General features: G+C 71.5%; 10 protein-coding genes. 4 read left to right on the plus strand and 6 right to left on the minus strand.

All coding sequences use genetic code 11. The features are described from left to right. Positions 1-2: 2 nt before the first annotated feature. The 4 genes from ACFUO4_RS13935 to ACFUO4_RS13950 all read right to left on the minus strand — a co-directional run bounded on the left by ACFUO4_RS13935 (position 3) and on the right by ACFUO4_RS13950 (position 7,231). Positions 3-4,169: an alpha-(1->3)-arabinofuranosyltransferase family protein gene (locus tag ACFUO4_RS13935; RefSeq protein WP_383483804.1), complete on the minus strand. Its 4,167-nt coding sequence runs from the start codon at positions 4,167-4,169 to the stop codon at positions 3-5. Next, entirely contained in the window at positions 4,166-4,906 is a 741-nt protein-coding gene (locus ACFUO4_RS13940) for a bifunctional 2-polyprenyl-6-hydroxyphenol methylase/3-demethylubiquinol 3-O-methyltransferase UbiG (RefSeq protein ID WP_079311538.1), read from the minus strand. Before ACFUO4_RS13940 ends, ACFUO4_RS13935 begins: the two co-directional genes overlap by 4 nt. Further along, on the minus strand, positions 4,903-6,054 hold the full coding sequence (locus ACFUO4_RS13945; RefSeq protein WP_383483807.1) for a glycosyltransferase family 4 protein: 1,152 nt from the start codon (positions 6,052-6,054) through the stop codon (positions 4,903-4,905). The genes ACFUO4_RS13940 and ACFUO4_RS13945 overlap by 4 nt, the downstream gene beginning before the upstream one ends. A gap of 199 nt (positions 6,055-6,253) precedes the next feature. Further along, on the minus strand, positions 6,254-7,231 hold the full coding sequence (locus ACFUO4_RS13950) for a DUF3068 domain-containing protein (RefSeq protein ID WP_383483810.1): 978 nt from the start codon (positions 7,229-7,231) through the stop codon (positions 6,254-6,256). Positions 7,232-7,405: 174 nt separating this feature from the next. On the opposite strand from ACFUO4_RS13950, the gene ACFUO4_RS13955 reads away from it, so the two are divergent. Continuing rightward, entirely contained in the window at positions 7,406-7,558 is a 153-nt protein-coding gene (locus ACFUO4_RS13955) for a hypothetical protein (RefSeq protein ID WP_169807999.1), read from the plus strand. A gap of 3 nt (positions 7,559-7,561) precedes the next feature. After that, the gene (locus ACFUO4_RS13960) at positions 7,562-8,815 is read left to right on the plus strand and encodes a helix-turn-helix domain-containing protein (RefSeq protein ID WP_079311541.1); all 1,254 of its coding nucleotides are present in this window, start codon (positions 7,562-7,564) and stop codon (positions 8,813-8,815) included. On the opposite strand, the gene ACFUO4_RS13965 is transcribed toward ACFUO4_RS13960, so the two are convergent. Continuing rightward, positions 8,812-10,116 carry a TerD family protein gene (locus tag ACFUO4_RS13965; protein ID WP_383483814.1) on the minus strand — a complete coding sequence of 435 codons (1,305 nt, stop codon included), beginning with the start codon at positions 10,114-10,116 and terminating at the stop codon, positions 8,812-8,814. The two genes, ACFUO4_RS13960 and ACFUO4_RS13965, sit on opposite strands and share 4 nt — an antisense overlap. 30 nt (positions 10,117-10,146) lie before the next feature. Then, positions 10,147-12,207 (minus strand): TerD family protein, encoded by a 2,061-nt coding sequence (locus ACFUO4_RS13970; protein WP_383483817.1) that lies wholly within the window; start codon positions 12,205-12,207, stop codon positions 10,147-10,149. A 281-nt stretch (positions 12,208-12,488) separates the two neighbouring features. Here ACFUO4_RS13970 and ACFUO4_RS13975 point away from each other — a divergent pair, with 281 nt between their 5' ends. Further along, positions 12,489-13,262, plus strand: a complete 774-nt coding sequence (locus tag ACFUO4_RS13975; RefSeq protein WP_383483820.1) for an IclR family transcriptional regulator — start codon at positions 12,489-12,491, stop codon at positions 13,260-13,262. Continuing rightward, positions 13,259-14,116, plus strand: a complete 858-nt coding sequence (locus ACFUO4_RS13980) for an SMP-30/gluconolactonase/LRE family protein (RefSeq protein ID WP_383483823.1) — start codon at positions 13,259-13,261, stop codon at positions 14,114-14,116. Before ACFUO4_RS13975 ends, ACFUO4_RS13980 begins: the two co-directional genes overlap by 4 nt. Positions 14,117-14,165: the final 49 nt, after the last annotated feature.

The following is a 14,165-nucleotide window of genomic DNA, read 5'->3' on the forward strand; positions in this document are numbered from 1 at the left end:
GTTCACGCCTTCTCTCCCCCCTCGGCCCTGGGCAGCACCCGTGTCGGTGCCTCCGACCTGTCCGCGCCCCCGTCGTCGTCCGGTTCGCGCACGCTCACCACCGCCGCGAACAGGCTGATCAGCGCCAGCAGTTGGGCGACGCGGCTGAACGCGCCGTCGCCCGCCGCCACCGGCTCACCCGCCCCCGTCGCCGCCGCGATCCCCGCCCCCGCGAGGGCCACGAACGCGATCGGCACCAGCCAGGCGTGGCGTCGGTGTGCCAGCAGCGCCAACGCCGGGACCAGCAGGGCGAACCAGCCGGCGATCACCACGCCCACCACCGTCAGCGCGACCGTCCCCAGCCACAGCCCCGGCGGCGGCGCCACCGGCTGCGGCTCGTCGGGGTTGGGGGCGTGCCGCCGCCACAGGGCGAGGCTCAGCAGGAGCAGCAGCGCCACGCCACTGCCGATGAGGGCACCGTCGTAGGTCACCGCCGGTTCGTAGGACAGCTTGACCGTGCCGCCCGCCCCGGCCGGTACGCGCCAGCCCTGCTGCCAGCCGTCGAGCCGTACCGACGACAGTTCCTTGCCGTTCAGCGTGGCCTTCCAGCCGTCGTTGTAGTTCTCGTACGTCGTCAGATAGGTGGCCGCGCCCGAGCCGACCGTGACCTCGCGCCGGTCGCCGAGCCAGTCCCGTATCCTCAGGTCCCGGCCCGCCGGGGTGGGCTCGGTGACCGTGCCGCGGGTCAGGGTCAGGTCGGTGAGGGCCAGGGGGCCGGCGTCGCCGCCCTCGACCCGGTGCGTACCGGCGGTCAGCTCCAACCCGGCCTCAGAACGGCCTTCTTGACACAACGTCACCGACACCGGGCGGCGCTCGCGCAGGTCCGCCACCGTCCCCTTCACGCTCGTGCGGTACAGCTCGCCGTCCACCGAGACCACCGGTCCCTCGCCGCACGGCAGGGAGAACGTGCGGGTGTCGCGGGGCTGGGGCGTGCGGTACTGGTCGAGGGAGGGGATGTAGGCCTCGGTCAGGCCCACCGGGAGACGCAGGTTCTCGTCGACGACCGGGTTGTAGAGGGTGACCGGGGCCGCGTCGGTGATGGTGATGTCGAGGCGGTCGGTGGTGATGGCCGGGAAGCGGACCCAGCCGTTCTCGTCGACGCCGGCGGTCGTGGAGCCGTCGGGGGAGCTGATGTCGACCTGGGTGGGGCGGGTCGCGAGGCCTCCGGCGGGGGCCAGGACCAGCTCGCTGACCGGCTGTTTTCCGTCCCAGCTGAGGTGGATGGTGGGGCGGTCGCCCGCGATCCACGCCGTGGTCAGGTCGCCGTCGGTGAGGTTGCGGGCCGACAGACCGGTGCCGAGGGCGGCGGTGGAGTCGGCGGTGGCGACGATGCGGTTGTCCTGGTCGGGGGCGACCTCGTACAGCAGCTTGTCGAGCTCCGCGCCCGGCACGGTGGTCGCGCTCGCCTTCACCTCGTACGTACCCGCCGTGGCCGTCGAGAAGCGGCGGTGCAGGCCGGCCTCGGTGCCGTCGGCCGCGCGGTGCAGGGAGATGAGGTCCGCGCCCGCGTCGGTGTCCTCGGCGTCCGTGGGCAGCCGGAGGAGCCGGGTCACCTGGACGTCCGGCAGGCCGATCTCGGAGAAGCCCGCGCCCAGCAGGCCGGAGCGGCGTTCGACGGAGTCGAGGATGGTCAGCTTCATCCAACTCGTCGGCCCTGGCGGTGCCTTGACGCTCTGTGTCATGCCGTCGGGGCGCAGGAAGCTGGTCCGCGAGCCGTTCTCGGTCTCCACCCGCACCTTGGTCGGCGCCGCGCGCACGCTCTCCTGCGGCAGCGGCGTCACCTTGAACGACGACGGCATGTCGTACGCGTCGTCCGTGAACCCGATCCGCAGCCACTGCCCGTCCGCCGAGCCCAGCGAGCCCTCCACCCACGCGGTGTCGGGGTTGCCGTCGAAGGCGTTGACGGGGTCGAACTGCGGGAGGTGGAAGAGCCAGTTGCCGTACGAGGACGCGGTCACCGAGCGCGCGCCGCGCAGTTGGGCGACCGTCTGGTGGTCGAGGCCCTTGGTCGGCAGGATCTGGTGCGGTTTCTCCCCGGCGTCCTCGGACGCGTCCGCCGCGTTGCGCTCGTCACTGGTGTACGTGTACGACGTGTTGGAGTCGACCAGCCCGAACCGGGTGTCGGCGCGGCGCAGTCCGTCGCCGGTGATCTGGAGCTGCGGAGTGCCGAGCCCGGGGTGGTTGTCGCCGGTCAGGACGGTCGCCCGGCCGCGCAGCTCGGAGGCCAGCGGCAGCAGCGACTCGGGGCCGCCGGAGACGGTGGCGGTGTCCGCGACCGGCAGCAGTCCGGCGTGTCCGGGGTTCGGGGTGCCGTCGGGCGGCATGTAGATCTCCACCGCCCGCTGCCTCGGGTACAGCCCCTCCACCGCGAGCGGCGCGTCGTGCACGATCCGGCCCCCGGTCATGATCGGGCCGTAGCCGATGACCCGCTTGTACCCGGACTGCTCCAGGGTCCGCTTGACCACGGTCGTCGGCACATAGCCGATCTGGTCGGGGTCGAGGTCGTTGCGGACGACGACGTACCGGATGCCGGAGCGGGCCAGGAAGTCGGCGAGCCCGGGGACCTCGCCGCCGCTCGTCAGGGCGTCCTCCACGGCGTCCATGGCGCGCCGGTTGCCGGCCGTGCCGAAGGGGACGTAATCGCGCTGCGCCCAGCGGGACTCGGCGACCACGTCGAGGGGCTGGTCGATGGTCGAGCCCCAGGTGTAGATGCCGTGCGCGGTCGCCGGGACGACGAGGGCACGGGCGTCAGGGGAGAACTTCTCCAGCCAGGTCGCCGTCGACTTCCAGTACTTGGGGATCTCCTGGAAGGAACCCGGGTTCAGGATCGACCCGTTGAGGTACGGCCACATCAGCCCCGGCAGGATCAGCACGGCGGCGACCAGGGGGGCGAACCGCCGCCCCCGCACCGGCCGCGCCCCGCGCGTCTCGGCGGCGACCCCGGCGAGATGGGCGAGCCCCAGCACCAGGGCCAGCGCGAGCCCCGTCTGGAACTTGTAGATGTTCCGGAAGGGCGCGAGCCCCCCGTTCAGCCAGTCCTGCACGACCCCGTGGAAGGGCGCCCCGAACCCGCCGCCGTACCCGGCGAGCAGGATCAGCGCGGCCACGATCACCGTGAGCGTCAGCCAGCGCCGCTCCGGCAGGTCCCGCCGCGCGAGGCCCGCGAGCCCGAGCCCGGCGGCCAGCGCCGAGCAGACGATCACGATCACGGACGACGCGACCGTCCACCCGGCCGGCAGCCACGCCTCACCGAAGTGCAGATAGGCGACCCAGTTCCCGGCGCCGCGCAGCGCCTCGGTCGCCGACATGGTCTCGGTCGTGGTCTGCGCGCTCTCGACGTACGGCAGGAAGTTCTCCCCGTAGACGCCGAGCAGCAGCAGCGGGATCCACCACCAGGCGGTCGCCAGGATCACCCCCGGTGTCCACCAGGCGAGCAGCTTTCTCTGCCGTGGCCCGGACGGCCGGGTGAGCAGATACAGCCCGACGGGCAGCAGGGAGGCGAGCGTGGCGGCCGCGTTCACGCCGCCCATGAAGGGGACGACCAGCACCGACCGCACGGCGGCGACCCGCGCGCTGTACCGCTCGTCCGCCAGCGGCAGCAGCACCCAGGGCAGGAACGCCCCGGGCAGCGCGGCGGCGGACGTCGACCCGACGACGATGGTGAAGACCGGCCACAGCGCGTACGCGACGGCGGCGAGCAGCCGGGAGGACGCGCTGCCGATCCGCAGCCGCTCCGCGAGCCGCAGCGCACCCCAGAAGGCGACCGACACGATCAGCGACAGCCACAGCCGCTCCGCCAGCCACACCGGCAGCCGTACGGCGTCGGCCAGCCAGTAGAACGGCAGCATCGGCCACAGATAGCCGGTGTACTGGTCGGAGATCCCACCGAAGGACCCCTGGTCCTGCCACAGCTGCCCGAGATCGTCGAAGAACCGGCCCGGGTCGACGGTCACACCCAGCTTGGTGTCGAAGGTCTGCCGCCCCGGGTGCACCGCCAGCAACAGCACGAACACCACGGCCCAGAACCCCACCAGCCACCGACGTGACCGCGGGCCCTCCGGCGGGCCCGACATGCGCGCGGTGGAGGGGACGGCGGCCGGAGGAGGGGCCTGGACCGTGGATGTCGTCATGGTGGACACCGCCGGAGAATGAGGAGGAGGTTCCAGGTGGCCACCTCACGGATCCCGGGCGCCTTCACCACGGTCTCGGCGAGGAACGGCCAGTAGCGGGAGCGCGCCGAGACGATCCGTACGTCGTCACGGGCGCGCACCTGCCGCAGGGTGGGGCCGATGTGCACGGCGAACAGGTTCTCGCCGAGGGTGTGCTTCGCGGCCCTGCCGGTACGGCGCCGATAACGGGCCCGCGCCCGCTCGGCGCCCAGATAGTGCCAGGGCGCCCACTCGTGACCGCCCCACGGGGACAGCCAGTTGGTGAACGACAGATAGATCAGCCCGCCGGGCCGTGTCACCCGCACCAGCTCACTGACGAAGGTCTGCGGATCGGCGACGTGCTCGAGGACGTTGGAGGAGAAGGTGACGTCCGCGACCCCGTCGTACAGCGGCAGCAGATACCCGTCGGCGATCACGGCCCCGTCGGGCGGCTTGGCCCCGAGCTCTTCCACGTCCGGTTCGAAGAGGTAGGCGTGGGCCCCGCGCCGCCGGAACTCCTCGGTGAAACACCCGCTGCCGCCCCCGACGTCGACGACGGTCCGGCCGGCGACGGGCCCGTCGTAGGCCTCGACTTGGTTGACGGAGTCGCGGGCGAGGAGGGAGTAGCAGGCCTCGGGGTCGTCCTGTTCGTGGCGGAAGGCGCGGAACAGGGCGAGGGATCTGCGGAACGACGGGTCTTTGAGAGCGGTGCCTGTCATGGCGCCCAGCTCCTCACCGCCTCGGCGGCCACCGCGCGAAACTGTCTGACGGTCCGGTCCCAGCGATAGCGTGCCGCGTGTTCCCGGGCGCTCTTGCCCATCAACTCCCGCCGCTCACCGGACAACGCGAGCGTGCACCAGGCGGCAGCGAAGGAGGACTCGCCCCGCGCCAGCACACCCGTCTCCCCGTCCACGACGGAATCCCGAAGCCCGGGCACGTCGAAGGCGACCGTCGGCGTCTCGCGGGTGGCGGCCTCGGTCACGACCAGCCCCCACCCCTCCACCGCCGACGGATGCATCAGCAGCCACGCCTCGCACAGCAGCCGGTGCTTCTCGGCCTCGGAGACATGACCTCTGAACTCCACACCAGGACCGGCGAGTTGCTCCAGCCGCTCCCGTTCAGGACCGTCACCGACGATGACGAGCCGCCCACCGGTCACGGGACGCACCCGCTCCCACAGCCGCAACAGCAGATCGATCCGCTTGTACTCGACCAGCCGGCCGACGGCCACGAACAACGGCTCCGGCGACCGGTCGGCCCGCGGCCCCGGCTCCTCAACGCCGTTGTGGACGACACGAATACGATCACGCTCCACGCCGATCGCCCGCAGGGCGTGTGCCGTGGACGGTGAGACGGCCACCAGCAGACTCCGGTGCTGCGCACCGGTCAGCGCCCAGTGCTCGAGTCTTCGGCCGAGCCGCGCGGCCGGGGCCATCGGCCCGCCGAACCGCATCTTCCACAGGTCGGTGTGGACATGGTTGACCAGGCACAGCGTGGGACCGCGATGCCAGACGGGCGCGAAGTACGGCATCCCGTTGCAGACCTCGACCAGCAGATCGCAGTCGCCGACCTGACGGGAGAAGGCGGAGCGGGCGCGCAGAAAGTGACCGAGCTCGCCGCCCGCGGAGACGACCCGGTAGTCGCGGTACGACGCGGGACCGCCGCACAGCAGGGTGACCTGGTGGCCGAGACGGGTGAGGCCGTCGGCGAGCCGGTCGACCAGGAGCTCGGAGCCCCCGGCGGCCGGGTTGCCCAGGTCACGATGGGCGAGGAAAACGATTCGGCGCGGAGGTGGGGGGAGCGCCGAGGGGTGCTGCGATGCCGCGGGGTGCGTGGCGTGCAGCGACGAAGGCACGTGCTGGGGCATGCGTGCTCCAACTCGTCTCAGGGTGCGGAACTCGAAGCGTGGGGAAGTGCTTTACGTTCCTGTGGGGGATTTGAGTGCTTCCTACGAGGAGGGTGTGGGCGGACTGTGCTGGGGTGGGGGTGGACAGTTTTCGCCCACCCGTTCCTCATTGCTACTCACGAGGATGACAATTTCCGGGCTTATTAGAGCTGACGTCACGTCACATCGTGAGCACGGGATCGGGCGTATCGGAATTACCGGGATGCCGCCTCCCCCGTACCAACAAAACGGAACCGGCCACCACCAGGATGAACCCGCCCACAGCCGCCCCGATCGGCACCGTCACGCCGATCGCCTTCAGCTGACCGCTGTCCCGCTTGGCCAGCCGTACGGCCTCCTTCTGCGTCGCCGTGGTGAACGCGATCTTCTCGCTGTCCAGCAGCACCACCGCGTCCTTCTTCGAACCCGGCGCCCGCAGCGTGCGCTTGGGGCCGACCTGCGCGTAGATCACCCGGCCGGTGCGCTGGTCCACGACCAGCTCGATGCCGTGGTTGGAGTACCACTCCTCGGCCAGCACCTGCGGCTGGTTCTTCAGGCCGACGAGCGTGCCCGGCACCAGCCGGGTGCCGACCTTCGCCGGGGCGACCGTGCCGGTGAACCGGTAACCCGTGTACCCCTGGATCTTCCTGGTATCCCGGTAGCTCAACACGACCGTGGAACCCAGCGAGTTGTCCCACCACTGGTACGAGCGTTTCTGCACGTCGAAGGGGAACTTCAGATAGGCCTCCCCCTCGATGTACGGCTTCTCGCCGCAGCAGTGCACCGGCTTGGTCGTCTTGCGGTTCATCACCCAGCGGTGCGGGATGAACTCCAGCGCGTCGTGCGGATCGGCCGCCGGCAGCGACTTGTCGGTGTCGACCGTGGTCGTCACGTCCCAGACCGCGTCGCCGCTGCGTTCGCTGTCCTCGACGTTGCCGCGCACCCGCTGGGTGACGGTGATCTCCTGGTCGGGCACGGTCTCGACCTTGTCGGTGTCGAAGACGCTGCCGGTGCCCTTGTAGACGGCGGTCTGGTCGATGTCGATCGGGTTCACGGCGGCCCGCGGGGTCACGTACCACGCCAGCAGGGGCGCCAGGACCAGCAGGAACGTGCCGAGTCCCAGCAGAATCAGGGAGAGTGGTGAGGCTGTACGGCGCATCCGGGCACTCCAGGGGCGTGAGGTTACGGAGTTCGGGCCGCTCTATGGGCCGGGAACCGTAGAGCCGTCTTGACGAGGTGTCAATCTCATGTCGACACTGGGGCGGACCGACAGGGTGGGACGCCGGGGTGGGGACAACCGCCGGAAGAGAGCCACTGAGAGGCTGACCCTGCGATGTCCAGACTGCTCGCCGCCGCACTGACCGTCGCGGCCGCCGCCGTGCTCGCCGTGGGTGCCGCGCTCGGCATCGTCGCCCTGCTCGACGCCACACCCGACCAGCCCAACACCCCCTTGATCACGTACGAGCAAGCGGGCCAGGGGAGTTGAGACGTGACGGCCCGCCCGGCAACCGTCAACTCCCGCTCGGCCTGGCTCGACGTACCCCGCCTCCAGGTGCGCCGGTTCGCGGCGATCGCCATGGCCGAGGCCCCCGAACTCGCCGACGAGATCCTGCGCGAGATCCGCCGCGAGTACCCCCATCTGCCCGTCGTCCTCGACGAGTCCGGCGAGCCCATGGCCCTCGTCGGCATCCGCCGCGCCATCGAGGTCTTCGTCCAGCACCTGGAGACCGCCGAGGGCCGCCCCACCGTGCCGCCCGGTGTCTTCCAGGAGTTCGGCCGCGGCGAAGGCCTCGGCGGCCGCAGCCTGGACTCCCTCCAGGCGATCTACCGCATGGGCGTACGGCTCGCCTGGCGCCGCTTCGCCGAGATCGGCCAGCGCGTCGAGATCCCGCCCCCCGCGATGTACGAACTCGTCGACGCGGGCTACGAGTATCTCGACGGCCTCGTCGACCAGTCGGTCCGCGGTTACGCGGAAGCGGCCGCGCGGCAGGCCGGCGAACGCCTGCGCCTCCAACGCGGGCTGATGGAACTGCTGTTGGCCGAACGCCACCGCGGCGGCAACCCCGACGACCTGCTCACCGAACGCGCCGCCCGGATCGGCTGGGCCCTTCCCGAGAAGGTCGCCGTCGGCGTACTGCTGCGTCCGGCCCGCGAGGCCATGGCACCCGCGGTCGGCCAGGGCGTCCTCCTCGACATGGAGTACGAGCAGCCCCGCATGGTCGTCCCCGAACCCGACTGCGCGGGCCGCCCCGAACTCCTGCACCGCGCCCTGACCGGCTGGGCCGGCGCCATCGGCCCGCCCGTCCCGCTGGCCGACGCGGCGAAGTCGCTGCGCTGGGCGGAGGCGGCGGTGAGCCTCATGGAACGCGGGCTGCTGCCGGCCGGTGAGGTCCTGTACTGCACCGAGCACACGGAGGCGCTGGTCCTCCTGCAACCCGAGGAACTCATCGACGACCTGGCCCTGCGCTGCCTGGCCCCCCTCGCCCACTGCGGCCCCACCCACGGCCGCCGCCTCGCCGAAACCCTGCTGGCCTGGCTGGAGACCCGCGGGGGCGCCCCGGAGGTCGCCGCCCGGCTCGGCGTCCACCCCCAGACCGTCCGCTACCGCCTGCGTCAGATCCGCGAACTCTGGGGCGCCGAGATCGACGACCCGGACCGCCGCTTCGAACTGGAACTGGTGCTCAGGGCGCAGCGACTGAGAGGGGCGCTGGGCATGACGGGGCGTGCCCAGGACAGGCCCTAGTCCCGTCCCTTGAACTCCACCGGCCCGGCGTTCATCTCGATCGTGCCGTCCGGATGCAGCACCGGGCGGCGCTCGGTCATCCGGCCGCTGTACGCCTCGATGTGGTGGATCGCGGCGCCGTCCGGCGAGGTGAAGTCGACGAGGGCGATGGCCACCCAGTAGCGCGTCTTGGTGTTCTCGAAGAGCGGGACCGTGACGTTGGAACCGCGGCCGTCGTCCACGACCACCTGCGCGCCGAAGCTCTTGAAGGACCCGAAGCCGTTGCTGAGGGCGGAGTACGCGCACAGCAGCACGAATCCCTGCTGGTCCGGCCGGACGATCCGGACGGTCTCACGGCCGGGGGCCTTGGAGTCGCCGTCGAGCTGGATGTAAGGAGCCTGCTTCAGCGAGCCGAGGTTCTTGTAGTAGACGACGTCGGCCTTCGGGCCCTTGTCGTCCTTGCCGACCTTCTCCGGCGGCTTCTTCGCCAGGCCGGTCTTCACGATCGTGCCGGGCGCCTCGGACCCGCCCCGCTGCACCTTCGGCGCGGGCACGAACAGGGCGTACAGATCGAGGTCGGCACCGCGGCGGCGCCGCTGGTCGCTCCCGCCGTCCCACTCCAGGGTCACGGTGACGACCAACTCGCGGTCCTGCTTGTCCAGGCTGATCGCGACCTGGCCGCCCTTGTCGAGGCTGACCTTGCCGAGCGGGGGTTTGACGAGACTGGTGGGTGTGGGTGTGGATGCGGGGGCAGGGGCGGGTGTGGGTTCGGGCGCTGTGTCCGCTGGTGACTCCGGCTCCGACACGTCGATCCCGAAGTCCGTCGCCAGGCCCGCCAGCCCCTCCGCGTACCCCTGCCCGATGGCCCGCAGCTTCCAGCCGTCGCCCCGCCGGTACAGCTCCATCAGCAGGACGGCCCGCTCCCCGTCGACCAACGGCGGCTGCCGGAAGACGACGGGGTCGGCGGGACCGGCACCGTCCTGGACGCCGCGCACCTCGACGTCGGCCACCGTGCGGAACGTACGCGACAGGTCGTCCGGATCACAGCTCGCGACCAGCACCACCCGGTCCACGTCGGCGGGCAGCGCGCCGGGGTCGACAGCGATCCGCTCGGGCGCACCGGCGTCCGCGGCGAGGTGGCGGACGGCACCGGACTCGACGGTGGGCTGGTTGTAGAAGACGAGGTCGGCGTCGGACCTGACCCTGCCGTCGGCGCCGACCAGCAGGGCGCTGAGATCGACCGGATCGCCCGCGGAGCGCAGTTCGACGGTCAGCGGCGCCGCCCCGACCGTGGTGTTCCCGCCCTTGAGAAGTTCCGGCACAGCTCCTACCCCCACCTCGTCGACGTGACGTCACCTTGTCACATCGGAGGTGGCGGGCAAGGGGGTGCGTCGGTGGACGGGCCCGTCCAGATGGATCACGACGGTCTTGTGGAAGCGGTGGACGGCGTCGTCCACACTGCGGATGAAGCCGGACTCGGCGTTGCCGCGGGTGCTGCCCATGCTCTTCAGAAGGGACAGCCGGAAGCCGGTGATCTGCGTGCCGTTCCTGGGCAGCAGGTCGGCGGGTTCCGGGCGGAGCCTTTCCAGGGTGCCGCGCGGCCCCAGGGCGTCCCCCTCGACCAGGGTCTCCACGTGCAGGTCAGCCGGTGCCTCGGCGAGGCGGCGGACCAGCCGCTTGACCCAGGTGAGGGGATACCCCTGCTCGGGTGCGGGGATCTCGATGGACGTGCGCAGCCTGCCGGTGCGCAGATCGGCGCCGACGGTGAGCAGGCCGGGCGCCTCCTCGACGCGCAGCTGCGCCTGCAACCGGCCCTCCAGGCACAGCTGGTCGGCCAGTTGGGCCCGGCGGGTGCCGTGATCGGTGCCGCGCCTGACGCGCTGCGCGGGCAGCACTTTCTGGCCGAGTTCGCCGCCGAGCCTGAGGCACACCTGGCGGATGAGCCGCTCCCAGTTCTCGACGACTTCGAGGGCCCGTGGGTCGCCCTGGCAGAGGGTCTCGTCGTTGATGCCGTTGCGTACCGGTACCCAGGCGGAGCCCATGTTCTGGAAGCCGTGGCAGCCGGAGTTCTCGTGCTGGAGGTAGTGGAGCAGTTCCTGGAGCAGGAAGGTGCGCGCCGCGTTGCCCACCCCTTCGTGCCGGATCAGGAGCTGTGCCTGGTGGGCCACCTCGGCCCAGGACAGGTGCCAGAGCGCCACCTGGTGCTTGCGCCGCCGGTCGATCCTGACGTCGACCAGCGGGCTGCCCTCCAGCGCGACGTCGTTCGACAACGTGATCACGGCTTCGTAGCCGCGCCGGGCGGCGATGTCCATGTAGGCCTGCACCTGGTCGGCCTTGAGGGCGTTGCCGTTCGTCTTGGTCTCGACGAGCGCCGTCCAGAGCTTGCCGGCCCGCTCGATGCGGATCACTCCGTCGGGCCGCCGGGGTGTGTCACCGTGCGGCAGGGTGACCTCGGTGAAGGTCTCCATACGGCCCGAGGGCGCGCCGAACGCGGCGGTGAGCCGCCGGCCGAACCGCGGTACCTGGGTCATCACCGACAGCAGCACCGAGGTGGCGCGCATCTCCCGGTCCCGGTCGCTCTTCAGCGTGGAGAGCGGAAAGAGCCTGGCGGGACGCCAGGAGTCGTTCTCCCCCAGGGACTTCTGCGGGGCGCTGGGCGGGGCCGCCCGCTTCTTGGCGGTGCGGGGCCGGGCGGCCGGTTTGCGCGGCTTGGCTTCGTCGGCGGTCCGGCGCGGAGCCGGTACGGCGTTCAGGGCCCCGGCCGGCTCCGGCTCGGGGGCCGGCTCCGGGGGCGGGGCCGAGGGCGGGCCGACCGGCTCGTCGTTCCCGGTCGGTTCCGGCGTCGCCGGGGCCGCCGTCCCCTCCGCCTCTTCGTCCTCGTCGTCGATGTCGACCCCGAAGTCCGTCGCGAGGCCGGCGAGCCCGGAGTCGTACCCCTGCCCGACGGCTCGGAACTTCCATTCCCCGGCGCGGCGGTACAGCTCGCCGAAGATGATCGCGCTCACCTTGCCGGGGTCGTCGACGGCGAAGCGGAGGATGTTCTCGCCCACCGCGTCCGACAGGGTCACCCGGAGGTCGTCGAGTTCGCCGAAGTGCGCGTCGCCGTAACGGCTCGCGGCCACGACGACACGGTCGACCCCGGGTGGCACCACGGTCAGGTCGAAGCTGATCCGGTCCTCGTTGCCGTCCTCGGTGGGCGTCTTGTCCAGCAGGTGCACGCTTCCGTCGGCGGCCACCGGGTTGTTGTAGAAGTAGAAGTCCGCGTCGCTGCGGACCTTGCCGTCCGGGCCGAGAAGTAAGACGGACACATCCGCGTCGCCGTCCCCCGCCGGGCTGCTCCAGCCCAGGCTGACGATCACCGAACCGGTGTTGTCACTCAGGGCCGACAGGGCAGCATTGGACCCCTTGGTCATGTCGCGCACGAGATTCCCCCCAGGAACCGCATCCCCCAAGACCCGCCACGCACTGTGACGCGTCACACACGGACACAGTAGTACCGGCGGCTCCCACACGTGCCGTTCCTGCCGAAACGGACCGGCCGCGCAATGCCCGACCCGCAGGACCATTGCCGGGGGAAACTCCCGTTGAGTAGCCTGTGTTCGCTATTCCGATCGCCTGTTGAAATTTCGAACACCGTGAAGGATGCTCGACAGGCGCCGAACTCCACCGACACCTCACAGGGAGGGGGCCGAACGTGGGACGTCTCGTACCTGCCGTGACCCGGGCTCTCGACATCCTCGAGCTCTTCCTCGACGGCGACGGCACGCTCTCCGCCCCGGACATCGTGCGCAAGCTCCAGCTGCCGCGCACCACCGTGCACGAGCTGGTCACCACGCTCGCCGCACGGTCGTACATCGTCCCGGTGCCGGGTCAGCCGGGACGCTACCGGCTCGGCGTGCGTCCGTACCAGCTCGGCAGCCGCTACGCCGAGCAGCTCGACCTCGCCGCCGAGGGCCAGCAGGTCGCCCGCTCGGTCGCCGAGACCTGCGACGAGACCGTCCACGTGGCCATCCTCGAGGGCACCGACGTCATCTACATCGCGAAGGTCGACTCCACGCACGCGGTGCGCATGGTGTCCGCCGCGGGACGCCGGCTGCCCGCCCACTGCACCTCCGTCGGCAAGATGCTCCTGGCCTCGCTGCCCGACCCGGAGCTCAGCTCCCGCATCCCGGACGACGCGGACCTGGCCGCGATGACTCCGAACAGCATCACCGACCCGGCCGCTCTGCGCGAGGCCCTCGCCGAGATCCGTGAGCGGGGTCTCGCCGTGGAGCGCCGCGAGTCCAACCCGGACGTCTCCTGCGTGGCCGCCCCGGTCCGCGACCGCACCGGCCGGGTCGTGGCCGCGCTGTCGATCTCGGTGCCGATGATCCGCTGGAGCGAGGACCGCCGCGAGGAGCTGGAGCAGCTCGCCGCGAAGGGCGCCGTCGAGCTGTCCGAGCGCCTGGGCCACCGGAGCGTGGGATGACCTCGAAGACGTACGACTACGAGGTCGCCGTGCGCGCCGAGGCGACCCTCGGCGAGGGACCGACCTGGGACGCGGCGACCGGCCGGCTGCTCTGGCTGGACATCCTGGGCGCCCGCCTGCACACCTACGACCCGGCGACCGGGCACCGCACGGTCCGCGTCACCGACCAGCACGTGGGCGCGGCGAAGCCGCGCGCGAACGGCGGCCTGGTCCTCAACCTGCGCGACGGCGTCGCCCTCCTCGACCCCGACGACACCTTCCACTGGCTCCACCACGAGCCGGTGCCGGGCCGCCGCGCCAACGACGCGGCCATCGCCCCCGACGGCTCCCTCTGGGCCGGCACCATGCGCTACGACGAGGCGCCCGGCGGCGGCACCCTGTCCCGCTTCACGGCCGACGGCACGGTGGAGACGGTCCTCGACGACGTGGCGGTCAGCAACGGCACGGGCTGGAGCCCGGACGGCCGCCTGATGTACTACATCGACTCCCCGACCCGCCGCGTCGACGTCTTCGACCACGAGGCGGGGAAGGTGTCCAACCGCCGCCCCTTCGCCGAGATCGAGGACGGCGCGGGCTTCCCGGACGGCCTCACGGTCGACGCGGACGGCTGCGTGTGGGTGGCCCTGTGGGACGGCGCAGCGGTACGCCGCTACACGCCTGCCGGCGAGCTGGACCGCGTGATCACCCTGCCCACCCCGAGGGTGACGGCGTGCGCGTTCGGCGGCGCGGACCTGACGGACCTGTACATCACGACGGCCAGGGTGGGCCTCGACTCCCCGCATCCGGTGGCGGGTTCACTGCTGGTCGTGCCCGGCGCGGGCAAGGGTGTGAGACAGCCTTCGTTCGCCGGGTAGGGGTAGCCGGACGCTCCTTGCCGAAGTCTGTGCCAAGGAATCTTTCCAT

Source organism: Streptomyces sp. NPDC057280, assembly GCF_042668605.1.
Lineage (GTDB): Bacteria > Actinomycetota > Actinomycetes > Streptomycetales > Streptomycetaceae > Streptomyces.

Excerpts from the sequence above, each read along its gene's own strand:
- ACFUO4_RS13955 (WP_169807999.1), top strand. The coding sequence starts at position 7,406 with ATGTCCAGACTGCTCGCCGCCGCACTGACCGTCGCGGCCGCCGCCGTG.
- ACFUO4_RS13970 (WP_383483817.1), bottom strand. The coding sequence starts at position 12,207 with ATGACCAAGGGGTCCAATGCTGCCCTGTCGGCCCTGAGTGACAACACC.
- ACFUO4_RS13945 (WP_383483807.1), bottom strand. The coding sequence starts at position 6,054 with ATGCCCCAGCACGTGCCTTCGTCGCTGCACGCCACGCACCCCGCGGCA.
- ACFUO4_RS13980 (WP_383483823.1), top strand. The coding sequence starts at position 13,259 with ATGACCTCGAAGACGTACGACTACGAGGTCGCCGTGCGCGCCGAGGCG.
- ACFUO4_RS13950 (WP_383483810.1), bottom strand. The coding sequence starts at position 7,231 with ATGCGCCGTACAGCCTCACCACTCTCCCTGATTCTGCTGGGACTCGGC.
- ACFUO4_RS13935 (WP_383483804.1), bottom strand. The coding sequence starts at position 4,169 with ATGACGACATCCACGGTCCAGGCCCCTCCTCCGGCCGCCGTCCCCTCC.
- ACFUO4_RS13940 (WP_079311538.1), bottom strand. The coding sequence starts at position 4,906 with ATGACAGGCACCGCTCTCAAAGACCCGTCGTTCCGCAGATCCCTCGCC.